This is a genomic window from Saccharothrix luteola (genome assembly GCF_020859565.1).
GTDB classification, from domain to species: Bacteria; Actinomycetota; Actinomycetes; order Mycobacteriales; family Pseudonocardiaceae; genus Actinosynnema; species Actinosynnema luteola.
The window spans coordinates 67,233-89,207 of the sequence record NZ_JAJHUO010000012.1 but is presented as its reverse complement, the minus strand read 5'-3'; the positions used below and the strand labels follow the sequence as shown (position 1 = coordinate 89,207).

At 70.7% G+C, this 21,975-nt stretch carries 21 protein-coding genes and 1 pseudogene; 4 read left to right on the top strand and 18 right to left on the bottom strand.

Annotation, left to right across the window (positions count from 1 at the left end; genetic code table 11):
• Positions 1 to 167 precede the first annotated feature (167 nt).
• The 6 genes and pseudogenes from LNK82_RS18225 to LNK82_RS48615 all read right to left on the bottom strand — a co-directional run.
• Positions 168 to 2,195 (bottom strand): hypothetical protein, encoded by a 2,028-nt coding sequence (locus LNK82_RS18225; RefSeq protein WP_230568195.1) that lies wholly within the window; start codon positions 2,193 to 2,195, stop codon positions 168 to 170.
• Positions 2,195 to 3,469: an ABC transporter substrate-binding protein gene (locus tag LNK82_RS18220; RefSeq protein WP_230568194.1), complete on the bottom strand. Its 1,275-nt coding sequence runs from the start codon at positions 3,467 to 3,469 to the stop codon at positions 2,195 to 2,197. The genes LNK82_RS18225 and LNK82_RS18220 overlap by 1 nt, the downstream gene beginning before the upstream one ends.
• A 10-nt stretch (positions 3,470 to 3,479) precedes the next feature.
• Positions 3,480 to 4,328, bottom strand: coding sequence for a carbohydrate ABC transporter permease (locus tag LNK82_RS18215; protein WP_230568193.1), 849 nt, complete (start codon positions 4,326 to 4,328; stop codon positions 3,480 to 3,482).
• Complete coding sequence (locus tag LNK82_RS18210) at positions 4,321 to 5,223, bottom strand: carbohydrate ABC transporter permease (RefSeq protein WP_230568192.1); 903 nt, start codon at positions 5,221 to 5,223, stop codon at positions 4,321 to 4,323. Before LNK82_RS18210 ends, LNK82_RS18215 begins: the two co-directional genes overlap by 8 nt.
• 421 nt (positions 5,224 to 5,644) lie before the next feature.
• Positions 5,645 to 5,881, bottom strand: a complete 237-nt coding sequence (locus LNK82_RS48620; protein ID WP_443706260.1) for a transposase — start codon at positions 5,879 to 5,881, stop codon at positions 5,645 to 5,647.
• A 203-nt stretch (positions 5,882 to 6,084) separates the two neighbouring features.
• Positions 6,085 to 6,156 (bottom strand): annotated as a pseudogene (locus tag LNK82_RS48615) (hypothetical protein); the annotation flags it as partial.
• A 321-nt stretch (positions 6,157 to 6,477) separates the two neighbouring features.
• On the opposite strand from LNK82_RS48615, the gene LNK82_RS18200 reads away from it, so the two are divergent.
• Complete coding sequence (locus tag LNK82_RS18200; protein WP_230568191.1) at positions 6,478 to 6,780, top strand: Rdx family protein; 303 nt, start codon at positions 6,478 to 6,480, stop codon at positions 6,778 to 6,780.
• Positions 6,781 to 6,893: 113 nt separating this feature from the next.
• Here LNK82_RS18200 and LNK82_RS18195 read toward each other — a convergent pair whose 3' ends face one another.
• The 5 genes from LNK82_RS18195 to LNK82_RS18175 all read right to left on the bottom strand — a co-directional run bounded on the left by LNK82_RS18195 (position 6,894) and on the right by LNK82_RS18175 (position 10,907).
• Positions 6,894 to 7,583, bottom strand: a complete 690-nt coding sequence (locus LNK82_RS18195) for a hypothetical protein (RefSeq protein ID WP_230568190.1) — start codon at positions 7,581 to 7,583, stop codon at positions 6,894 to 6,896.
• A gap of 156 nt (positions 7,584 to 7,739) precedes the next feature.
• On the bottom strand, positions 7,740 to 9,143 hold the full coding sequence (locus LNK82_RS18190) for a cellulase family glycosylhydrolase (RefSeq protein WP_230568189.1): 1,404 nt from the start codon (positions 9,141 to 9,143) through the stop codon (positions 7,740 to 7,742).
• Between the two features lie 164 nt (positions 9,144 to 9,307).
• On the bottom strand, positions 9,308 to 9,916 hold the full coding sequence (locus LNK82_RS18185) for a DJ-1/PfpI family protein (RefSeq protein ID WP_230568188.1): 609 nt from the start codon (positions 9,914 to 9,916) through the stop codon (positions 9,308 to 9,310).
• On the bottom strand, positions 9,913 to 10,569 hold the full coding sequence (locus LNK82_RS18180; RefSeq protein WP_230568187.1) for a permease prefix domain 1-containing protein: 657 nt from the start codon (positions 10,567 to 10,569) through the stop codon (positions 9,913 to 9,915). The genes LNK82_RS18185 and LNK82_RS18180 overlap by 4 nt, the downstream gene beginning before the upstream one ends.
• Positions 10,566 to 10,907 (bottom strand): PadR family transcriptional regulator, encoded by a 342-nt coding sequence (locus LNK82_RS18175; RefSeq protein WP_230568186.1) that lies wholly within the window; start codon positions 10,905 to 10,907, stop codon positions 10,566 to 10,568. The genes LNK82_RS18180 and LNK82_RS18175 overlap by 4 nt, the downstream gene beginning before the upstream one ends.
• Positions 10,908 to 10,994: 87 nt before the next feature.
• Between LNK82_RS18175 and LNK82_RS18170 the strand changes: the two genes are divergently transcribed.
• Both LNK82_RS18170 and LNK82_RS18165 read left to right on the top strand, forming a co-directional pair.
• Positions 10,995 to 11,414 carry a hypothetical protein gene (locus LNK82_RS18170; protein ID WP_230568185.1) on the top strand — a complete coding sequence of 140 codons (420 nt, stop codon included), beginning with the start codon at positions 10,995 to 10,997 and terminating at the stop codon, positions 11,412 to 11,414.
• Between the two features lies 1 nt (position 11,415).
• Positions 11,416 to 11,685 carry a hypothetical protein gene (locus LNK82_RS18165; protein WP_230568184.1) on the top strand — a complete coding sequence of 90 codons (270 nt, stop codon included), beginning with the start codon at positions 11,416 to 11,418 and terminating at the stop codon, positions 11,683 to 11,685.
• A 51-nt stretch (positions 11,686 to 11,736) separates the two neighbouring features.
• On the opposite strand, the gene LNK82_RS18160 is transcribed toward LNK82_RS18165, so the two are convergent.
• Both LNK82_RS18160 and LNK82_RS18155 read right to left on the bottom strand, forming a co-directional pair.
• Positions 11,737 to 13,131, bottom strand: a complete 1,395-nt coding sequence (locus tag LNK82_RS18160; protein ID WP_230568183.1) for an endo-1,4-beta-xylanase — start codon at positions 13,129 to 13,131, stop codon at positions 11,737 to 11,739.
• Between the two features lie 573 nt (positions 13,132 to 13,704).
• Positions 13,705 to 14,874, bottom strand: coding sequence for a 4-hydroxybenzoate 3-monooxygenase (locus LNK82_RS18155; protein ID WP_230568182.1), 1,170 nt, complete (start codon positions 14,872 to 14,874; stop codon positions 13,705 to 13,707).
• A gap of 123 nt (positions 14,875 to 14,997) precedes the next feature.
• Here LNK82_RS18155 and LNK82_RS18150 point away from each other — a divergent pair, with 123 nt between their 5' ends.
• Entirely contained in the window at positions 14,998 to 15,780 is a 783-nt protein-coding gene (locus tag LNK82_RS18150) for an IclR family transcriptional regulator (RefSeq protein WP_230568181.1), read from the top strand.
• Positions 15,781 to 16,011: 231 nt separating this feature from the next.
• On the opposite strand, the gene LNK82_RS18145 is transcribed toward LNK82_RS18150, so the two are convergent.
• The 5 genes from LNK82_RS18145 to htpG form a co-directional block, all read right to left on the bottom strand.
• The gene (locus LNK82_RS18145; protein WP_230568180.1) at positions 16,012 to 17,316 is read right to left on the bottom strand and encodes an MFS transporter; all 1,305 of its coding nucleotides are present in this window, start codon (positions 17,314 to 17,316) and stop codon (positions 16,012 to 16,014) included.
• 13 nt (positions 17,317 to 17,329) lie between these two features.
• A complete protein-coding gene (locus LNK82_RS18140) occupies positions 17,330 to 17,788 on the bottom strand; it encodes a MaoC family dehydratase (protein WP_230568179.1) in 459 nt (152 codons plus the stop codon).
• The gene (locus LNK82_RS18135; RefSeq protein ID WP_230568178.1) at positions 17,785 to 18,678 is read right to left on the bottom strand and encodes an amidohydrolase family protein; all 894 of its coding nucleotides are present in this window, start codon (positions 18,676 to 18,678) and stop codon (positions 17,785 to 17,787) included. The genes LNK82_RS18140 and LNK82_RS18135 overlap by 4 nt, the downstream gene beginning before the upstream one ends.
• A 1-nt stretch (position 18,679) precedes the next feature.
• Entirely contained in the window at positions 18,680 to 19,591 is a 912-nt protein-coding gene (locus LNK82_RS18130; protein ID WP_230568177.1) for an SDR family oxidoreductase, read from the bottom strand.
• A gap of 382 nt (positions 19,592 to 19,973) precedes the next feature.
• Entirely contained in the window at positions 19,974 to 21,794 is a 1,821-nt protein-coding gene (gene htpG / locus LNK82_RS18125; protein WP_230568337.1) for a molecular chaperone HtpG, read from the bottom strand.
• Between the last annotated feature and the right edge of the window lie 181 nt (positions 21,795 to 21,975).

Below are 21,975 nucleotides of genomic sequence, written 5' to 3'. Positions count from 1 at the left end.
GGGACCCCTCCGCCCGCTCTCGCTGCGAGGGGCCGGTGCCAAAGCTGGGGGCTGGCACCGGCCCCGCGCCTCACGGCGCCACGACCTCGCCGTTCCGCGGCCTTCACCGCCGCTGCCCTTGCGCCCCTGCACTCGCGGTTCCGCCGCTGTCCTCACCGCCGCCGTCCTCACGGCGCCCAGGTCAAGCCCTCGTGCCGCACCGTCCAGCCGTCAGCGGGGAAGCCGGGGGTCGGTGGGCCGCCGTCCCAGCCCGCCGCCATCAGGGCGACCGCGGCCAGCAGCCCGCCGTTGCCCGGCAGGTACACCGGCAACCAGTCGGACTGCCGGTTGTGCCCGTTGGCGAGGTAGCCGTTCTTCGGCGTGTCCTTGAGCAGCACGTCCACCGCGGTCCGGCGCTCGCCGAGGCGGGTCGCGGTCATGGCCATCGCCGGGTAGTCCCAGCCCCACGTGCCGGGCCAGTGCCAGTCCGACAGCACGTCGTGCAACGTGGCCCGCATGACCCCGTGGTCGACCACACCGGTCTCGGGGACGAAACCCAACGCGTACAGCATCGACGGGTGGTCCTCGCGCACGGTCCACGGCGGCGTGCCGATCGCGGCGTACCGGCCGTCGCGCACGGTCGGCGGCACGAGGCCGTCCGCCACCGCCGTCCACGACGGGTCCTCCGCCAGCCCCAACCGCACCCGCCACCGCTGCGCCACCCGCAACGCCCACGCCCAGTACGCCAGCTCGAACGTCGGGTTCACCACCGCGGCCCGGTCGCGGTAGTACGACTCCTGCGCGGGCACGAGCGGCGGCCCGAGCGCGTAACCGCCCTCCGTCGCCACCGCGAAGTCCGCCATGAACGCCGCCGTCTCCAGCACGCACTCGCCATAACGCGCCACCGCACCGCGATCACCCGACCTGCGCATCAACTCGGCCAGGTGGATCAGGTGCGGCTGCTGCCACACCAGGAACGCCCCGATCGGGCTGGGGCTCTCCCGCCCGTCCGGCCCGACCTGCTTCGGCCACCGCGCGCCCCGATAACCCTGACCACGTGCCGCGGCGCGGGCGACACCCAGGCTCCGCGAGTACCAGTCGAGGCTCCTGGCCAGCAGCGAAGCCCTACCCCACAACGGGAAGTGCGCGCCGTGCCACCAGTGCATCTCCAGGTGGAACCGGCCGCGCCAGCTGTTCGCCGTCAGCCCCGTCTCGGCAGGCGGCAGCGAACCCGCGCACTGGATCGCGGTGAGGTACTGCGACAGCACGATCCGCCGCTGCAACTCCGGCGCGCGGTCGTCCTCGCTGGAGTCGAGCTCGACCGCACCGCCGGACGACCAGAACCGCGGCCACCAGCGCTCGCTCGCGATCAACGCCCCGGTGAACGCCACCGGCTCGGCGCCGTCGCCGAACCGGACCCCGAGTTCCAGGACGTCCCGGTCGGTCGCCACCACGAACTCGTGCGGCCCGGTCCGCCGCACCGTCGCACCCGCGTTGACGTGGACGCGCACCGGGAACCGGGTCGCGTCGAGCCGCCGGTCGATCCGGACGCCGTCCGCGAGCACCTGCGACGCGCTGTCGTGCCGGCCGGGGCGCTCCCAGTCGGCGGCGTCGTGCCACGACTCCGAGCCGTACGGGAACGCGATCCGCACGGCGAGCCGACCGCCCGCGAGCCCCGGCGACGCCACCCGCACGCCGAGCGCGTCGAGCTCCGGGTGGCAGCACGTGGTCACCCGCACCGGCATCCCCGCCAGCAGCACCGCGCTGGTGATCGTCCCCGTCCACAGGTCGAGCCGTTGCCGCGGCTCGCGCAGCTCGACCGGGTCGGGCGGCGTCCCGTCGACGACCAGCCCGATCCGGGCCAGGTCCAGCCGGTGCGGGTTGGCGCGCAGCCACCGCTGGCCGGGCGTGGCCGCGTCGAAGTCGGCGAGGTCGACGTACGGCACCCGGCCGCGTGGCGTGTCGTACGAGCGGACGCTGTCGGCGAGGTCCGGCACGTGGCCGGGCGCCGGTGTGCTGTGCCAGCCCCATTGCGCCATCGTGCCGAGCAGCGTGCCGCCGTCGCCCGCGTACTCCTGCGGGAACGTCTGCAACCCGGTCACGTCGACCGTGGCGCACAGCTCGCCGTTGCCCACCGACAGCGGCGACCGCGGGTCGACCTCGGTCACCTCGACGGCGTACCGGTCCACCAGCGCCCTGCGGTCGATCGAGGTCATCAGCCGATCGCCGCGGCGACCTCGTTCACGAACCGCCGTGCCGCGTCCGGCGGGCCGAGCCGGTCGAACAGCACGTCGGAGTTGACCCGCTGGAGGATCTGCGACGTGTCGGTGGACCCCACCGGGCCCGGCACCAGCTCGTCGGTGACCTTGCCGCTGACCTCGTCGATGAACGCCACCTCCACCTCCTGGTGCTCGGTGAGCGAGCCGGCGATGCGCTCGCGGATGGTCTCGTTCGCCGGGATGCCGCGGTCCGTGCCGATGGCCGCGCCCGCCGCCGGGTCGTTGACCAGGAACGAGATCAGCTTCGCCGCCGCTTCGGGGTGCTCGGTGGCGGCGTTGACCGTGTAGAGCTGCGAGGCCTGCAACCACATGCCCGGCCGCCCGGCCGCCGTCTCGCCCGGCGCGCGCAGCATCACCAGCGGCTGGGCGGACGCGGCGCGCAGCGCGGTCAGCCGGTTGCTCCAGTCGAACCGCATCCCCGCGACACCGCGGCCCATCAAGGTCTGCTCGGGCGCGGACAGGGCCGCCTGCTCGATGGTCACGGTGGCCTGCGGCGTGCTGCCCGCGTCACGCAGCCGTGTCGTCATCCGGAACCACTCCTCGACGCTGCCGGTGCTGATGCCGACCTTGCCGTCGGGAGTGTAGAGCCCTTCGCCGCGTTGCTTGGAGAAGATCTCCAACGTCTCCGGCGCCGTCGGGTCCTCCACGCCGACCGTGCCCTCCGGGGCCCGGTCGGCGAGCTCGCCCGCGATCCGCTCGAAGTCCGCCCACGTCCACTTGTCGTCGTCGGGCAGCGGCACGCCGGCGGCCTGGAAGACCGCCGGGTTGACCACGATCCCGTACGTGTTCACGCCGGTCGGCACGCCGTACTGGACGCCGTCGAACCGGCCGTTGGCCACCGCCGGCCCGTCCAGCCCGCCGAGGTCGAGCGAGCCGCTCACCTCGTCCAGGTCGAGCAGCGCGCCGCGGCCGCCGTACTCGCGCGGGTACACGCCGCCCATCGTGATCACGTCCGGCGCGTCGTTCGCCGCGACCTGGGTGGCGATCCGGTCGAAGTAGGCGTTGAAGTCGGCGTACTCGCCCTTCACCGCGATGCCGGGGTTCGCCGCCTCGAAGGCGTCGATCGCCTGCTCCGTGGCCCGGGCGCGCTGCTCGTTGCCCCACCACGAGAACCTCAGCTCGACCGGTCCCCCGGCGTCGCCCGAACCCGGCGCGCAGCCCGACAACGCCAAGGCCGCGACACCGACCAAGCACAGCACCAGCCTCGTCATGACCGTCTCCTCACTTGATGCCCGTCGTCGCGATCCCCTGGGTCAGGTAGCGCTGCCCGGCCAGGAAGAAGCCGAAGATCGGCGCCAGCCCGACCACCGACATGGCGAACAGCGGCCCCCACGAGCTGCGGCCCTGACCGTCCACGAAGGTGCGCAGCGCCACCGGGACGGTGTGCAGGTCCTGGTCGGTCAGGAAGATCAGTTGGCTGAAGAAGTCGTTCCAGGTCCAGATGAACGTGAACACCGCCGTGGTGGCCAGCGCGGGCGTGCACAGCGGCATCACGATCCGCCAGAAGATCCGCCAGTGGCCGCAGCCGTCGATGCGGGCCGCCTCGTCCAGCTCGGTCGGCAGCGACCGGATGAACTGCACCATCAGGAAGACGAAGAACGCGTCGGTGGCCAGGAACTTCGGCACGACCAGCGGCAGGTAGGTGTTGATCCAGCCCAGCTCGGAGAACAGCACGTAGCGGGGCACGATCAGCACGTGGATCGGCAGCATGATCGTGGCCAGCATCATCGCGAACATGAGCTTCTTGCCGCGGAACTCCAGCCGGGCGAACGCGTACGCGGCCATCGAGCACGACAGCAGGTTGCCCACCACCGAGGCCACCGCGATGATCGCGGAGTTGGTCAGGTAGCGCTGGAACGGCGCGCCGAGCGCGGTCCAGCCCTCGACGTAGTTGGCCAGGGAGAACTCGCTGGGCCACGGCGACGGGTCGCGGAAGATCGTGTCGGTCGGCTTGAACGAGCTCGACAGCAACCACAGCAGCGGGTACAGCATCACCACGCCCAGCACGACCAGCAGGCCGTGCCGCAGCGGCGCCGGCAGGCGGCGTTCGCTCGCGAACGGGTCAGTCACCGTAGAACACCCATCGCTTGGCCAGCAGGAAGTTCACCGCGGTCAGCGCCGCGACGATCACCAGCAACAACCAGGCCAGCGCCGAGGCGTAGCCCATCTGGAACGAGCCGAAACCGCGCTGGTACAGGTACAGCGTGTAGAAGAGCGTCTTGTCCGACGGACCGCCCGTGCCGCCGCTGACGACGAACGCCTGCGTGAACGCCTGGAACGCGCCGATCATCTGCAGCACCAGGTTGAAGAAGATGATCGGGGTCAGCAGCGGCACCGTGACGTGCCGGAACCTGGCCCACCGGCCCGCGCCGTCCACTGTGGCCGCTTCGTAGTACGTGGTCGGTATCTGGCGCAGACCGGCCAGGAAGATCACCATCGGCGCGCCGAACGTCCACACGTTGAGCAGCACCAGGGTGCCCAGCGCGAAGTCGGGGTGCGCGATCCAGCCGACGCCTCGGACGCCGACCAGCGCCAGCAGGTCGTTGACCAGGCCGTCGGTGCCGAACATCTGCCGCCACAAGATGGCGATCGACACGCTGCCCGCCAGCAGCGACGGCAGGTAGTAGGCCGAGCGGTAGAACGCCAGGCCGCGCAGCCCCCGGTTGAGCAGCAGCGCCAGGCCCAGTGCCACGGCCAGTTGCAGCGGCACGGAGACGAACACGTACCGGAACGTCACGCCGAGCGAGTTCAGCAGCCGTTCGTCGCCGACCATCCGGGTGTAGTTGGCCAGGCCCGTCCACTTCGGCGGGCGCAGCAGCGAGTAGTTCGTGAACGAGAGGTAGAGCGAGGCCAGGATCGGGCCGATGGTGATCGCGACCATCCCGGTGATCCACGGTGCCAGGAACAAGTAGGCCGCCCGACCGTCACGGCGGCGCAGGTTGCCCTTGGCCCGGGAATCGACCACGCGCCCCCCTCGGCGAAGTGACGCGCCGAGCCCGCCCGGCGCCACAGTCGGGAAACCGCTTTCTTCCGCGATTCCTGTTTACCACCCGGCACGGATTTCCTTGCCCAGCTTCGATAATTTGCGCAACGTTGGGAAATGCGGTCCGGGTTCGGATGGACGGCCGCTGGACCGTGTTCCAAAGGTTCGTAGCCAGATGTTGATGGCTGCGATGTGGACGGTCGCGTGGTAGCGGGACAGCGACCTTGTCGTACCGGGTCGCGACGGCGCGGTGTTGTTCGAGCAGGTTGATGCCGCATTCCACGGCGTGGCGTTGCTTGCAGACCTCCGGGTCGAACGCCGGTGGCCGCCCGCCGCGGGAGCCTTTGGCCTTGCGGTGGGCAGCCTGGCCCCGAGGCTGGGCGATGGTGGCCTTGGTCCTCCGTCACCCCAGGTCGACGCGATTGGCCCGGGAGCTGTAGGCCTTGTCCGTCGGCACCCGGTCCGGTCTGGTCCGCGCACGACCGCCACCAGGCCGGGGCACCCGGATCTGCTCGATCACCGCGGTGAACTGCGGGCTGTCGCCGCGCTGTCCGGCGGTGACCAGCAGCGACAGCGGTTTGCGGCCCTGTTCGCAAGCCAGGTGCAGCTTGCTGGTCCACCCGCCCCGCGACCGCTCCAACCCGTGATCGGCAGGCTCGACCTGGAGCCCTCCTGTCTACGGGCGTCGGCGGCGTGGTGGTGCGCCCGCATGATCGTGGAATCCACGCTCACGTCCCACACGATCACCCCGTTGACGTCCGCGCGGGCCTGCAACGCGGTCAGGAGCTCCCGCCACACCCCCGCGCGCTGCCAGCGCCGGAACAACCCGTACACGGTCTGCCAGGGCCCGCAATCGGGCGGGACGTCCCGCCACGGGACACCGGCCCGCGTCCGCCACCGGATGCCGTCGATCAACTGTCGCTCGCTCCACTTCGGCGGACGGCCCGGCCTGCGCTCGACGGGTAAGAGCGGTTTGCAGCACCGCCCACTGCACGACGGTCAGGCCGTGCCGCCCGCTGCCGCTACGCCGGCCACGAGGTCTCCGGTGTTGTGGGTTTGCTTGGTCGCCAACCCATCTGCCGGAGACCTCGTCTCGTCAGGACCACCGACACGCCGGCGGCCACCTCACCTTTGAAACACGGCCGCTGGTCGCCGATCCCGACGGTCCCACCTCACCTCACCGTGACCGACGCCACCGCGCTCGCCGAACACCGTCCTACTCGCGATACTGGCCTCGTGACCGCGAGAGAGCCCCGCCTGGAGATCGAGTACTGCACGCAGTGCCGGTGGTTGCTGCGCGCCGGGTGGACGGCGCAGGAGCTGCTGACCACCTTCACCACCGAGCTGGGCGAGGTCGCGCTGATACCCGGCACGGGTGGCGTGTTCGACGTCCGGCTCGGTGGCGAGACGTTGTGGTCGCGCAAGGAGCAGGGCGGGTTCCCCGAGCTCGCCGCGCTGAAGCAGCTCGTGCGGGACCGGATCGCCCCCGACCGCGACCTGGGCCACACCGACCGCCACCGGAAGGCGTCACCCCAGTAGGGAGAGGCGCGACGAGTCGGCGACGGCGCGATGGCGTCGGGTACAACACGCCGACGTCGCACAGGCCAGGCACATGACCTGCCAGGCGGGCGACCCGTCAGCCGGGCGCCACATCAACCGCGCGACCCGTCAGGGCGCGGTAAGTAGGCGGCCACCTCGGCCAAGGCGTCCAACGTCTCCGGGTCGACGTGGCCGGCCGCTGGTTCGGCCTCGGCGATGGTGATGGTGCTGCCGTCGGTGTCGGTGCCGTAGTAGTGGCCGGTGAACGTGATGTCGGCCAGGCCGAGCAACGACGCCCCGAGCGGCCGGATGTCGCCGCTGCCGTGGCGGTCCTCGATCCGCTTGAACGCACGCATGTCACGCGCGCTCCGGAAACCGACCCACGCGACGGACAGCACCGCGTTGTTGCCGCTCCCGTCCCCGACCGCGATCACCATCCGGTCCAGCGAGGTGCACGGCGTGTGGGTGAAGAACTCCCGGACCTCGCCGTGCGATGCCGACAGGCACTCCACCTGCTGCCGCACCCTGTCGTCCAACCTCCGCATCCCCATCCGCTGCCACGCGCCGTCACGGTCGCCCCGCTTCGCCGCCTTCTGCCCGTCCACCTTGCGCGCGGCCACGCCGGCCGACCCCGGCGGACCGCCCGCGCTCGACCCCAGCAGTCCGCCCCCGCCGGCCACGCCCGTGGAACCGACCAGTCCCAGCACCAGCACCCCTGCCGCCACGACGGCCCCCGCACCTCCCTTCTTGCCGGTGATCGGCCTGACCCGGCCCTGTCCGTCGGTGTAGAAATCCGGTGCCATCACTCGCTCCCCCGCTCGGTGGGTATCCCCGATCGGCAAGCTATCGACGGGCACCGACAATTCCGGCCCCTTCCCGGACCTCGTCACCCGATCGAGCGACACAGAAAACGGGGCCCCGCGCGCGAACGCGGGGCCCCGTCCTCAGTGGAGCGTAGGTCAGCTGGTCGGGAAGTTGTCCGTCGTGCTGATCCGGCTCTTGAGCAAGGCGCCGGATTCGGTGAGCACGCCGCTGCTGGAGTAGTCACCGCCGTTGCACGTGCCCGGGCGGAACGCGGCGCTGCTCTCGTTCGCGTCCGAGTACGTCCAGTTCGCGTAACCGATCTTCAACTGGTCCAGCAGGTCGAGCCAGGCGATGGTGCTCGTCCGGTCGAACGTGCCGCCACCGGTGGCCAGCACCGTGCCGAACTCCGTCACGAAGAGCGGCAGGCGCGACGCCGCACGGCTGACCGCGGCGCGGTAGTTGTCCTTGTGGCTCGCGGCGTAGAAGTGGAACGCGTACATGATGTTCGTGGCGTTGACCGGGTTGTTGATGACCTCGGTCTCGCTGGAGCCCTCCGACACGCCCAACGACGACCAGGCGCGCGTGCCGACGATGACGACGGCGTCCGGGTCGGCCGCGCGGATCACCGGGATGACCTGCTCGGCGTAGCTCTTGATCGACGCCCAGCTCACGCCGTTCGGCTCGTTCGCGATCTCGTAGATCACGTTCTTCTTGCTCGCGTTGCGCTGCGCGACGGCGGCGAAGAAGGTCTTGGCCCGATCCAGGTTGAAGTTCGGGTCACCGGGGGTGAGGATGTGGAAGTCGATCATCGCGTACATCCCGCGCGCCTCGGCCATGTCGACCAGGCTGTTGACGCGGCTGGTGAACCCGGACGGGTTGGTCTCGTAGCCCTGTTCCTGCACGTACATCGCGATCCGGAACAGGTCGGACTTCCAGTCGGTCGCCAGCGCGTTCAGCGAGTTGTTGTTGTAGCACTTGTCGAACCACTGGATGCCGTGCGTGCTCATGCCGCGCAGCTGGATCGGCCGGTTGTACTGGTTGCACAGGTTGACGCCGCAGACCCGCAGCTGGCCGTTGATCTCGACCGGGGTGCGGCCGACCGGCGGGTTCGTGGTGGTCGTGGTGGTGGTCGTCGTGGTCGACGTGCTGGTGGTCGAACCGGTGCAGGCGACGCCGTTGAGCGCGAACGACGTGGGCGTCGGGTTGCTGCCCGAGTACGAGCCGACGAACCCGAGGTCGGTCGACGCGCCGGTGGACAGCGTCCGGTTCCAGTCGACGTTGGTCGCGGTGGCCGTGGAGCCCGACTGGGTCCACGTGGCGTTCCAGCCCTGGGTGACCCGCTGGGAGCTGTTCGGGAACGCGACCGTCAGCGACCAGCCGCTGATCGGGTCGCCGAGGTTGGTGACCTTGACGCTCGCCTGGAACCCGCCGGACCACTGGCTCGTGACGGCGTAGTCGACCTTGCAGCCCTGGGCGGCGGCCACGGCGGTCGGCAACATCGTCGCCGCTGAGCCGAGGGCGACCGCGCAAGCCGCAAGCACTGCGGTGGAGCGCTTCACTGAGCCCCTCCTCATCTCGGTGTATGTCTGGGAGCGCTCCCAGACCCGCCGGGAACGTACACCCGGATGGGCGCTCACGTACAGAGGCTGTCTCACACAATGACATCTCGGGGTGACGCTCCGTGTCGCCGAAGCACCGCTCGACCACCGCCCGCCGACCGGGATCACGGCCGGAAGAGCGGCTCCCAGCGGTAGTCCATCCGGCGCGCGGTGGCGACGGCGAGGTCGAGCGTGGTCAGCCGGCCGACCAGGTGCAGGGACAGGTCCAGCCCGGCGCTGATGCCCGCGCTCGTGGCCAGGTCGCCGTGGTCGAGGAACCGGACGTCGTCGCGGACGTCCAGGTCCGGCCAACGGTCGCGCAGGTCGGCGACGTCCTCCCAGTGCGTGGTGACCGGTCGGTCGTCCAGCAGGCCGGCGGCGGCCAGCACGAACACGCCCGTGCAGACCGACGCGATCACCTCGGCGTGGCGGCGGGCCCGGCGCAGCCAGGCCGCCACCTCCGGCATCGCCTCGACCTCGTCCACCACCCCGCCGGGCACGAGGACGACGTCGCACGCGGGCGCGTCGGCCAGCGCGACGTCGGGCGCCATCCGCAGGCCGCCCCTGGCGCGCACCGGCCCGCCGCCGGCGACGCCGATCGTGACGACCTCGAACGGCGCGGCCGAACCGCGGCGCACGGCGACGCGGTTGGCCACGGAGAACACCTCGAACGGCCCGCCCGCGTCCAGCACCTCGACCTCGTCGAACAACAACAGCCCGACGCGCCTGGTCATCGCACCCCCTCCACCGCCTGGGCGCACCGACGGCACTCGCGGGCCGATGTGGCGACCACGCCGTGCGCGGCGGTGGCCAGCACGCCGGCGAACGCGGTCAGCGGCCAGTCGGTCGACAACGCCGACGTGACGCCGAGCGCGACGGCGGCGAGCGCCATGCCCACCGCGGCGGCGGACGCCGTCCACGCCACGGCCAGCGGCAGCCGGTGGGGCGTGGGCAGCATGCGGGTGAGCGGACCGGTGGCCACCAGCGCCGTCACGGCGAGCAGGCCCGCGGCGGTGGCCAGCGCGGCCAGGTGCACGGCGAGCGCGCCGAGTCGCCAGTCGCCCGCGGCGGCGTGCACGAGGAGTTGGCACACCACGAGGACCGGCACGGTCACGGCGGCGACGCGGGCCGTGCGGCGGGTCTGGGCGATGGTCAGCTCGCGCTGGAACTCCGGCGCGACCTCGTCCGCCGCGCCGAAGTCGCGCACCGCGCGACGGGCCGCCTGGGCGTGCGGCACGCCACAGCGGGTCTGCGCCTCCACCGCGTCGACCAGGCCGTCGCGCACCTCGCGCAGCATCGCGGCCTTCGCCCGCGCCGGACCGTGCAGGGACGCGGCCAGTTCCTCCAGGTAGTCCTCGACCGGGTCGACGAGCTGCGCGGTGCTCACGTCGCGTGCCTCGTCGACGGGGTCAGGTCGAGCACGGCCCCGATCGTGGCGGCGAAGTCCCGCCACGTCGACCGCGCGTCGGCCAAGCCGCGCCGACCGGCGTCGGTGAGCTCGTAGCAGCGTCGGGGCCGGTCGGACACGGGCTGCCAGCGGCTGCGCAGCAAACCCAGCCGTTCCAGCCGGTTCAACGCCGGGTAGACCGTGCCCGTGCGCAGTTCGAGCGCGCCGCCGCTGCGCCGCTGGACCGCGGTGATGACCGCGTAGCCGTGCAGCGGGCCCGGTTCGAGCACCGCGAGCAGCATCGCGTCCAGGTGCCCGCGCACCGCATCCGCCTTCATGGGTTGGCAGCCTACACACCAACTAGGTAGGTGTGGTACCTATTGGCAGCCGACATATGTTGGCTGTCTACGCACCAAGGAGCCCTGGTGACCAAGCTGCTGCTCTCGGTCCACGTGATCGCCGCGATCCTCGCCGTCGGGCCGATCGCCGTGGCCGCCTCGCTGTTCCCCCGCTTCGCCCGCGAGTCGCCGACCGGCGTCGCCGCCTTCCTGCACCGGACGTGCCGCACGTACACCGTCGTCGGCGTCGCGGTACCGGTCTTCGGCGTCGCCACCGGCGCGAGCCTCGGCGTGCTCGGTGACGCGTGGCTGCTGGTGTCGATCCTGCTGACGGCGGTCGCGGCGGGCCTGCTGGCGTTGGCGATCCTGCCCGCGCAGCGGCGGGTGCTCGACGGCGCGGCCGACGCCGCGAAGAGGCTCGCCATGGCGACCGGTGTGTTCAACCTGCTGTGGGCGGTCGTGGTCGTGCTGATGATCGTGCGCCCCGGCTCGACCACGGGGGCGTGACGTGCGCGCGTTGCGGATCGCGTCCGGTGTGGAACTGCTGTCCCTGGCGGTCCTGCTGGTCAACCTGGTGACCGTGCACGCGAAGCCGGTGACGTCGCTGACGGGCCCGGTGCACGGCACCGCCTACCTCGTCGTCATCGCGGTCACCGCGCTGCTGCCGGGCGTCGACGCCGGCACCCGGTGGCGTTCGGCCGTGCCCGGCGTCGGCGGGCTGCTCGTGCCGCGCCGCATCAGGTCCGCCGGCACACCCGAGGGTCACCGCGAGAGCTGAAAGCCCGGTGCGGTGGCGACGCGGCCACCGCACCGGGCTCTGCCCGCGTGATCAGCTCGCGGCGCAGGTCGGCGTGATGCCCGCCGCCGAACCGGTGCCCTGGAAGCCGAACTCGGTCGACATCCCGGCCGAGAGGCGGCCGTTGTAGCTGACGTTGCGCCACTGTACGGCGCCGGTGGTGCCGCTGCGCTCGGCGTTCCACGAGTTGGTGACGGACGCGCCGGACGGCAGGTTGGTCGTGACCGTCCAGCCGTTGGTGCCCGACGACCCGGCGGTGACCTTCACCGTGGCGACGAAACCACCGTTCCAGGAGTTCAGCGACACCGAAGCGGTGCAGCCACCCGGCACGGAGGTCGTGGTCGTCGTGGTGGTGGTGGTCGTGGTGGTGCCGGTCGTGGTCGTCGTGGTCGACGTGGGCACCGTGGTGCCGCCGCCGTTGAGGGCGTTGAGGGTCGAGGTGTACGCGGCCTTCTTGTTGCCCGAGCCGTCGAACAGCAGCGGGGTCCCCGAAGCACGCCACGAGTCGGTGTCGCGGATGCCCCACACCGTGATGCCCGTGCAGCGCGCGACCGCCAGGCAGGCCTTCACGACGCGCTCGTAGTTCGACGCCTGGGCCGAACCGGAACCCTCGATGTCCAACTCGGTGATCTGCACGTCCACACCCAGCGCCGCGAAGCTCGACAACGTGGTCTGGTAGTTGCTCGGCACCGGGCTCTGGCTGTTGAAGTGCGACTGCAACCCGACGCAGTCGATCGGCACACCGCGCTGCTTGAAGTCCTGCACCAACCGGTACACCGCCTGGGTCTTCGCGTGCGTCCAGTCGTCGGTGTTGTAGTCGTTGTAGCACAGCTTCGCACCCGGATCCGCCGCCCGGGCCGCCCGGAACGCCGCCTCGATCCAGTCATTGCCCGTGCGCTGCAGGTTCGAATCACGACGCGCACCCGAACTACCGTCCTGGAACGCCTCGTTCACCACGTCCCAGGCGTAGATCTTGCCCCGGTAGTACGTGGCCACCTGCGTGACGTGGTTGAGCATCGCGTTGCGCAACGCGGTGCCCGACATGTTCTGCATCCAGCCCGGCTGCTGCGAGTGCCACGCCAGGGCGTGACCGCGCACCCGCATGCCCTGCCCGCGGGCGTGGTTGACGATCCGGTCCGCGTTGGCGTAGCTGAACTGGTTCTGCGACGGCTCCGTCGCGTCCATCTTCATCTCGTTCTCGGCCGTCACCATGTTGAACTCACGGTTCAGGATCCCCATGTACGTGGAGTCGCCCATCCTGCCCGCGGCGACAGCCGTGCCGAAGTAGCGGCCCGACTCGGCCGCGGAGGCGCCGAGCGTGGTCCCGGCGCTGGCCGACGTCGCCAGGAGCACCGTGGCGCCCGCGGTGGCGGTGACCAACGTGGACACGAGTGCCGCTCGCAACACTGACCTCGATGTCAGCTTCATGTTTGCACCTTCTGGGAGCACCTGCGGGTCGGCAGGTGGTGGTTGGTTGCTGGGGCGACCCGGACCGCCAGGGCGGGGTGGTCCGGATCCGCAGACTTGGCGGCGGAGGACCCGGTGCCACGGGATCCCTCCACGCCAACGACGGTTCGGTGAGTCGGTCCTCCAGGGCGTGCGCGGCGCAGGCCGGAACCGTAGGGGGCGGCACCCGACCGCATCCGGCCTGAAACTTTTAGAAGTATTAACCGAAACAGATAGGTCTGGCAAGCACCGGAAATCGACAGCCCTGCGGTCCTAAGCAGATGCCCGTGCTGCAGTCTGCCAGGTCAACGGGCAGCCGAACCCTTCCGAAACGGCTCGCCGCAGCACGAGCGCAAGGACGATAAACCCTGTTGAGATACCATATCCACGGCAGCTGAACCGATACCGGCCGCAGCCGACCGGCACGAGGAGCCAGATTCGGCAACCTTCGAAACTATTCGAAAGAAGATTCGCAACTTTATCGGTCCGTGTGGTCCGATTACCGGCAGTCGGATTACGCCGATCGCACCTGTGCCGGCCCGTTCACGGGCGTTGCTACAACGGCCAGCCCGTGTACGCCTCGGCGAGGTGCGTGGCGGCGGCCGTGCTGGAGGTGACCAGTTCCAGCTCGCCCAGCTGCCGCTTCACGTCGAACGGCGAGCCGGCCGGGTCGGCGTGCAGCATCGACGTCATCCACCACGAGAAGTGCTGCGCCCGCCACACCCGGCGCGACGCGGTCGGGCCGTAGGCGTCCAAGGACTCGGTGGCACCCGTGCCGAAGTAGTCCTCCAACGCGCGGGCGAGCACCACGACGTCCGCCACCGCGAGGTTGAGTCCTTTCGCGCCGGTGGGCGGCACGACGTGCGCGGCGTCCCCCGCCAGGAACAGCCGGCCGTGCCGCATCGGCTCGCACACGTAGCTGCGCATCGGGATCACGCCCCGGTCGAAGATGCGGCCCTCCGCCAGGCTGAACCCGTCGCCCGCGACCCGCGCGTTCAGCTCGGCCCAGATCCGGTCGTCGCTCCAGTCGTCGGCGCGCTCGTCGGGGTCGCACTGGAAGTACATCCGCTGCACCTGCGGCGTCCGCGTGCTGATCAGCGCGAACCCGCGTTCGGAGTGGGCGTAGACGAGCTCCTTCGAGGACGGTGGCGCCTCGGCCAGGATGCCGAACCACCCGAACGGGTAGGCGCGGAAGTAGTCGGTGCGCTCACCGTCGGGGATGGAGCGCCTGCTGACGCCCGACGAGCCGTCGCAGCCGGCGATCACGTCGCAGCGCAGCTCCACCGGCGTGCCGTCGGCGTCGGAGAAGGAGATGACCGGCTCGTCGGACGTGACGCCGTGCAGCGCGACGTCGCTCGCCTCGAACCGGATGTCGGCCCCGGCCGCGAGCCGTGCCGCGATCAGGTCCTTGAGCACTTCGTGCTGGGGGTAGAGCCAGACCGCCCGGCCGGTGAGCCCGGTGAAGTCGATCCGGTGGCCCTGGCCGCCGAACCGCAGCTCGATCCCCTCGTGCCGCGCGCCCTCGGCCAGCGCACGCGCGCCGACACCCATGGCGGTCAGCAGCTCCACCGTGCCCTGCTCCAGCACGCCGGCGCGGATCGTCTGCTCGATCGCCGCACGGCCGCGCGTCTCGACCACCACGGAGTCGATGCCGCGTTCGGCCAGCAAGTGGGACAGCACCAGGCCCGCGGGGCCCGCGCCGACGATTCCGACTCTCGTTCGCATGGGTCAACCCAAGGGCGGCGTGCGGTCGTCCGCCAGGATCGACTTCCACTGGGTGAAAGTCACGGCGATTCCGCGCCGGGCGGGCGGTTACGTTCGGTGTCCGGCGTTCGAAGGAGGACCTGCATGGCGGTCGACCGCGACGCGCCCCGGCGCTCGATGGCCGGGCGGGCGCTGGCGCTGCTCGGCGCGTTCGACGCCGACCACCCCCGGCTCACGCTGACGGAGCTCGCGCGCCGCGCGGACCTGCCGTTGGCGACGGTGCACCGGTTGGCCCGTGAGCTGGTGTCGTGGGGTGCGCTGGAACGTGACGCCGGCGGGTGCTACAGCATCGGCCTGCGCCTGTGGGAGGCCGCGACGCTGGCGCCGGTGGCCGGTCGGCTGCGGGAGGTCGCGCTGCCGTTCATGCAGGACCTCTACGAGGCGACGCGCGAGAACATCCACCTCGCCGTGCACGACGGCTTCGACGCGCTGTACGTGGAGAAGCTCTCCGGCCACCGCTCGGTGCCCATCATCTCCCGGACCGGCGCCCGGCTGCCGCTGCACTCGACCGGCGTCGGCAAGGCCCTGCTCGCCCGCGCCGACCCCGAGTTCGTGCGCCGCTACCTCGAACGGCCGCTGCGGCGCCACACCCGGTACACGATCACCGAACGGGCGCGGCTGGTGCGAGACCTGCGTGTGACGGCGGAACGCGGGTACGCGCTGACCAACGAGGAGATGACGCTGGGCTCGTGCTCGGTCGCCGTCGCCATCCCGGCGGACGGCCACGAGCCGCCCGGCGCGCTGGGCATCGTGGTCCGCTCGGTGCGCACCGACCTGCACCGCCTCGTGCCGGACCTGCGTGCCGCCGCGGACGCGATCGCACGACGGCTCGACGACCTGGCGCACCGCTCGGCTCGCGTGACCTGAGCGTTGGGATCATCGGATGTGGACACTCGCACCGAACTCGAAGACCGCGCTGTTGTCCGGATCGACCTGCCCGATCACCTGACCACGACGGTATCACCACCCTCGGCATCTGGTCCGCGCGTGCCACCGCGCCGTCCCCCTCCACGGGGCCGGAGTCTCGCCCACGTCGGTCAACGCGTACCGATGCCGGTGACACACCGTCACCGGCACCTCGGTACTCACGCGTCGCGGTCAGGGAACGGCGGCCGGTTGCAGGTCGCGCGTGCCGGTTTCCTTCAGAGCCAGCACGCACACGACGGTGAGCACGCAGAACCCGGCGATGGTCGACGAGATGAGCGTCAGGCCCTGTCCCCCGCTCGCCCGCTGGATCTCGGCGAACAGCACCGGCGCGACGCCCGCGCCCAGCCCGGCGACCTGGTAGCCCAAGGACGCGCCCGTGTACCGGTTCTCCGTGCTGAACAGCTCGCTGTACAGAGCCGCGAGCGGCCCGTACATCATCGGGTGGATCACGCCCTGGCCCAGCACCAGCGCGACGATCAGCAGCACCGTGTCACCGCTGTCCACCAACGGGAACAGCACGAACGCGTACACCGCCATCGCGATCGCGCCCGCCACCACGACCGGCCGCCGGCCGAACCGGTCCGACGCCGCCGCGAACCCCAGGATGCCCACGACGGCGCAGGCGGAGGACAGCGTGAGCGCGTTGAGCACGGTCTGGCGCGCGTGACCGGACGCCACGCCGTGCGCCAGGACGAACGTCGTCAACGTCGACTGAGCCACGAATGCCGCCAGCCCGACGCCGATGCCCAGCAGCAGCACGCGCGGGTGGTGGCGCAGCACCTCGACCACCGGCGCCCGCCGCTTGACGCCCGCGTCGAGCACCGCCCGGAACGCCGGCGTCTCCTCGACCCGGTGCCGCACGAACAGCCCGACGCCGAGGAGCACGATGCTGATCAGGAACGGGATCCGCCAGCCCCACTCCAGGAACGCCCGCTCGCCCACCACCGCGGCGGTCGCGGTCAGCGCCAACGTCGACAGCACCATCCCGCACGGCGCGCCGGCGTTGGTGAACCCGGCCCACAGCCCGCGCCTGCGGGTGGCGTGCTCGGCGGACATCAGCACCGCGCCGCCCCACTCGCCGCCGACCGCGATGCCCTGCACGACGCGCAGGGCGACCAGGCCGACCGGCGCGAGCCAACCCACCTGGGCGTAGGTCGGCAGCAGCCCGATGAGGAAGCTCGCCGCCCCCATCAACGTCATGGTCAGCACGAGCATCCGCTTGCGGCCCAACAGGTCGCCGAAGTGTCCGAAGAGGACTCCGCCGAGTGGTCGGGCCAGGTAGCCGGTGGCGAACGTGCCGAAACTCGCGATGGTGGCCACGAGCGGGTCGAGGGAGGAGAAGAAGACCTTGTTGAACACCACGGCGGACGCGGTGGCGTAGAGCAGGAAGTCGTAGTACTCGATCACGCTGCCGACGAAGCTCGACGCGACGGCGCGGCGGAGTTGGACGTTGGGTGCGTTCGGCGTGGTCGACATGGTGGTGGCCCCCTCAGGGGTAGTGCCGGTACACGGCGCGCGCGACGCACGCCGGCTTGTCCGAGCCGTCGATCTCGACGGTGAAGTCCAGCACCAGCTGGACGCCGCCGTCCGCGACCTCGTCCACCGAGACGACGCGGCCGGCGAGCCTGATCTTGTCCCCGACGCGCACCGGGCTGGGGAAGCGCACCTTGTCCAGCCCGTAGTTGACGCTCATCCGGACGCCGTCGACCGCCAGCAGCTCCCCGAACATGGGGATGATCAGCGACAACGTCAGGTAGCCGTGCGCGATGGTCGTGCCGAACGGTCCCGACGCCGCCCGCCGCGGGTCGACGTGGATCCACTGGTGGTCGTCGGCGGCGTCGGCGAAGGTGTCGATCCGGTCCTGGGTGATCTCGCGCCACCCGGTGTGCCCGAGGTCGTGCCCCGCCAGCGCGAGGAGTTCCGCCGGCCCGTTGACGGTGGTGGTCATGTGCGCTCCGAGTCCGTGGTGTCGAGGCCGAGCAACCTGGCCGCGTTGTGCTTGAGGATCTTGGGGCGGACGGCGGGCTTGAGGTCGAGCGCCTCGAAGTCCGCCAGCCAGCGGTCCGGCGTGATCACCGGGTAGTCCGAGCCGAAGAGCACCTTGTCCTGCAAGAGGGAGTCGGCGTAGCGGACGAGCTGCGGCGGGAAGTACTTGGGCGACCACCCGGACAGGTCGATGTGCACGTGCGGCTTGTGCGTGGCCACCGCCAACGCCTCGTCCTGCCACGGGAACGACGGGTGCGCCAGGATGATCCGCAGCTCCGGGAAGTCCACCGCGACGTCGTCCACCAGCATGGGGTTGGAGTACTTCAGGCGGATGCCGCCGCCACCGGGCACGCCCGCGCCGATCCCGGTCTGCCCGGTGTGGAACAGCACGGGCACGCCGAGTTCCTCCATGACCTCGTACAACGGGTACGCCATGGGGTCGTTCGGCGCGAAGCCCTGGAGGCTGGGGTGGAACTTGAAGCCGCGCACGCCGTGCCGCTCGACCAGTCCGCGCACCTCCCGCGCGCCCGCGCGCCCCTTCCACGGGTCGACGCTCCCGAACGGGATCAGCACGTCGGCGTGCTCGGCGCAGTTCTCCGCGACTTCCTCGTTCGGGATCCGCGGGTGGCCGGTGGCGTGCTCGGCGTCGACGGTGAAGACGACCGCCGCCATCCGCCGTTCCCGGTAGTACGCGGCGGTCTCGTCGACGGTTGGTTGGCGGTGGCCGTGCGCGCCGAAGTACTTCGCCGACGCGGCCAGCAGTTCGGGGCTCAACGAGGGGTGGCCCGTCCTCGACACCTCGGCGTGGGTGTGCACGTCGATGGCCACCAGGTCGTCCACGGCGAGGACCACGTCAGGCCTCCGGCGGTTGTGGTGCGGGGATGCCGGAGGTCTCCGGTTCCGCGCCGACGCCGGTCGCCCACGACTCGGCGATGGCGTCCGCGGTCCACCCGCCGTCGGCGAGCGCCACCGCCTTCTCGTGGGGGTGCGCCCAGAGGGAGAGCCGGTCGCCGCCGATGCCGATGGCCTGGCCGGTGATCCGCCGTGCCGCGTCGGAGGCCAGGAAGACGATCAACGACGCGACGTCCTCCACCGTGCCGAGGCCCTCGTCGCGGCGCAGCCAGTCCGGGAACGGCGCGCCGGTGCGCTCGGCCTCCTCGATCACGGGTGCGAACGCCGGGATGGTCCGGGTCATCTCGGTCGCGGCGACCGGCACCACGGCGTTGACCGCGATGTCCGCGCGGGCCAGCTCCAGCGCCCACGTGCGGGCCATGGCGACGATGCCCGCCTTCGCCGCCGCGTAGTTGGTCTGCCCGAAGTTGCCGCGCTGACCGGCGGGCGACGAGATCAGCACCAGGCTGCCGCCCCGACCCTGCTCCCGCAGCCGGATCGCCGCCGCGCGGGCGCAGGTGAACGTGCCGCGCAGGTGCACGTCGACCACCGCGTCGAAGTCGTCGTCGGACATCTTCCACAGCACCCGGTCGCGCAGGATGCCCGCGTTGGCCACCATGACGTCGAGCCCGCCGAACTCCTCGACGGCGGTCGCGACCAGCCGGTCCGCGGTTGCGGTCGGCCCGACCGGTGCGATCACGGGCACCGCGCGCCCGCCGTCGGCCGCGATCGCCTTCACCACCGCGTTCGCCGCTTCGGCGTCCACGTCGTTGACCACGACCGCCGCTCCCGCCCGTGCCAGGGCTTCCGCGTACGCCCGGCCCAGACCACGGCCACTGCCGGTGACCACCGCGACCTTTCCCACCAACTCCATGACGGGAACATACGGCACTTTTGTGACGGCGGTCCAGAGTTTGCCCAACATTGGGACTGCGGTGAGGCCGGCTCGATGCGACTGCTCGGGTTCCGCTCGGTGGGTGGTGGTTGAGGCCCGATCGATGTGCGGTGGTCAAGTCCGGCTCGATTTGACATGGGGCCCTTACGGGCACCCCAGGCAGGCCAAAGCCGGGCAGGCCTGGCGGGAAGAGCGTCCGCCAAGCCTGCCCGGCTTCGACCAGCCTATGGCACCCGAACCCATGTCAAATCGGGCCTCGGTGGGTCGGTTCCGGGTCCGTTGTGGGTGGTTGGGCGAGGTGCCTTGGTGAGGGGTTGTGTCGTGCGGTGGGTGCTGGGCTTCGTTTGGGCTGTTCAGGAGGTCACAGGGACCGCTCCAGGTGGGCCGACATCAGCCGGACGAAGCGGGACGGGTCGGGCAGGTCGCCGCCCTCCGCCAGCAGTGCCATGCCGTGGAGCAGTTCGGCAGACTCGGCTAGCGACGCGTCGTCGGCCCCGCGGTCGGTGAAGGCCTTGTGCAGGCCGGCGACCAGGGCGTGGTCGGGGTTGAGTTCGAGGATCCGCTTGACCGGCGGCAGCTCCTGGCCCATCGCCCGGTACATCTTCTCCAGGGTCGGGGTCAGGTCGTGGGCGTCGCCGACGACGCACGCGGCCGAGGTGGTCAGGCGCGAGGACAGCCGCACCTCCTTGACCTGGTCGGACAGGGTGGTCGTCAGCCAGGCCAGGAAGTCGGCGAAGTCCTTCTGCCGCTCCTGCGCCTGCGCCTTCTCCTCGTCGGTCTCCAGGTCGACCTGGCCCTTGGCGATCGACTGGAACGTCTTGTCCTTGTACCCGGGCACGGCGTCGACCCACATCTCGTCGATCGGGTCGGTGAGGATCAGCACCTCGAAGCCCTTGGCCCGAAGCGCTTCCAGGTGCGGCGAGTTCTCCACCGTGGCCCGCGAGTCGCCGGTCATGTAGTAGACGTGCCGCTGGTCGTCCTTCATCCGCTCGACGTACTGCGCGAGCGTGGTCGGCTTCTCCGGGTCGGCGGTGGAGGCGAAGGAGGCGATGTCGAGGATGGCGTCGCGGTTGTCGGGGTCGGCGAGCAGGCCCTCCTTGACCGCCCCGCCGAACTCGCGCCAGAACGTCTCGTACGACTCGGGCTTGTCGGCCATCATGGCCTTGACGGTCGAGAGCACCTTCTTCACCAGCCGGCGGCGCACCTGCTGGATCTGGCGGTCGTGCTGGAGCAGTTCGCGCGACACGTTGAGCGACAGGTCCTGGGCGTCCACCACGCCCTTGACGAACCGGAGGTACTCCGGCATCAGCTCCTCGCAGTCGTCCATGATGAAGACGCGCTTGACGTAGAGCTGCACGCCCCGCTTGCGCTCGCGCATGAACAGGTCCAGCGGCGCCTGGGACGGGATGAACAGCAGGGCCTGGTACTCGAACACGCCCTCGCCGTGCATCCGGATGGTCTCGAGCGGCTTGTTCCAGTCGTGGCTGACGTGCCGGTAGAACTCGGCGTACTCGTCCTCTGTGACCTCGGAGGCGGACCGCGCCCACAGCGCCTTGCGCGAGTTGATCGTGGTCGGCTCTTCGCCGTCCTCCTTCGCCATCCTGATCGGCCAGGTGATGAAGTCGGCGTACTTCTTGACGATCTCGGTGATCTTCGCGGTCGACGTGTAGTCGGCGAGGTGGTCCTCGGGGTCGGCCGGCTTGAGGTGGAGGGTGACGGAGGTGCCCTGCGGCGCGTCGTCGACGTCCTCGACGGTGTAAGTGCCCTCGCCGGTGGACTCCCACCGGACGCCCTCCGCGCGCGGGTGCCTGGTCAGCAGCGTGACCTTGTCGGCGACCATGAAGGAGGAGTAGAAGCCGATGCCGAACTGGCCGATGAGGTCCTGCGAGGCGGCGGCGTCCTTCGACTCCTTCAGCTTCTGCAGGAACTCGGCCGTGCCGGACTTGGCGATCGTGCCGATGAGCCCGATCACGTCCTCGCGCGTCATGCCGATGCCGTTGTCCCGGATCGTGAGCGTGCGCGCCTCCCGGTCCACCTCGATGGCGACGTGGAGGTCCGACGTGTCCGCGACCAGGTCCTTGTCCCGGAACGTCTCCAGCCTGAGCTTGTCCAGCGCGTCCGAGGCGTTGGACACCAGCTCGCGCAGGAACGTGTCCTTGTTCGAGTAGACCGAGTGGATCATCAGCCGCAGGAGCTGACGCGCCTCCGACTGGAACTCGAGCGTTTCCACGTTCGTCCTTTCTCTTCGACCTTCGTCGAATCGGCATCGTATCCAGTCGCCCCGGCGGACCGGGACACCACCGAAAACCGGTCGATCACCGGGGTCGGCGATCTCTATCGTTCACCCGGAATCCAGTGGTGGG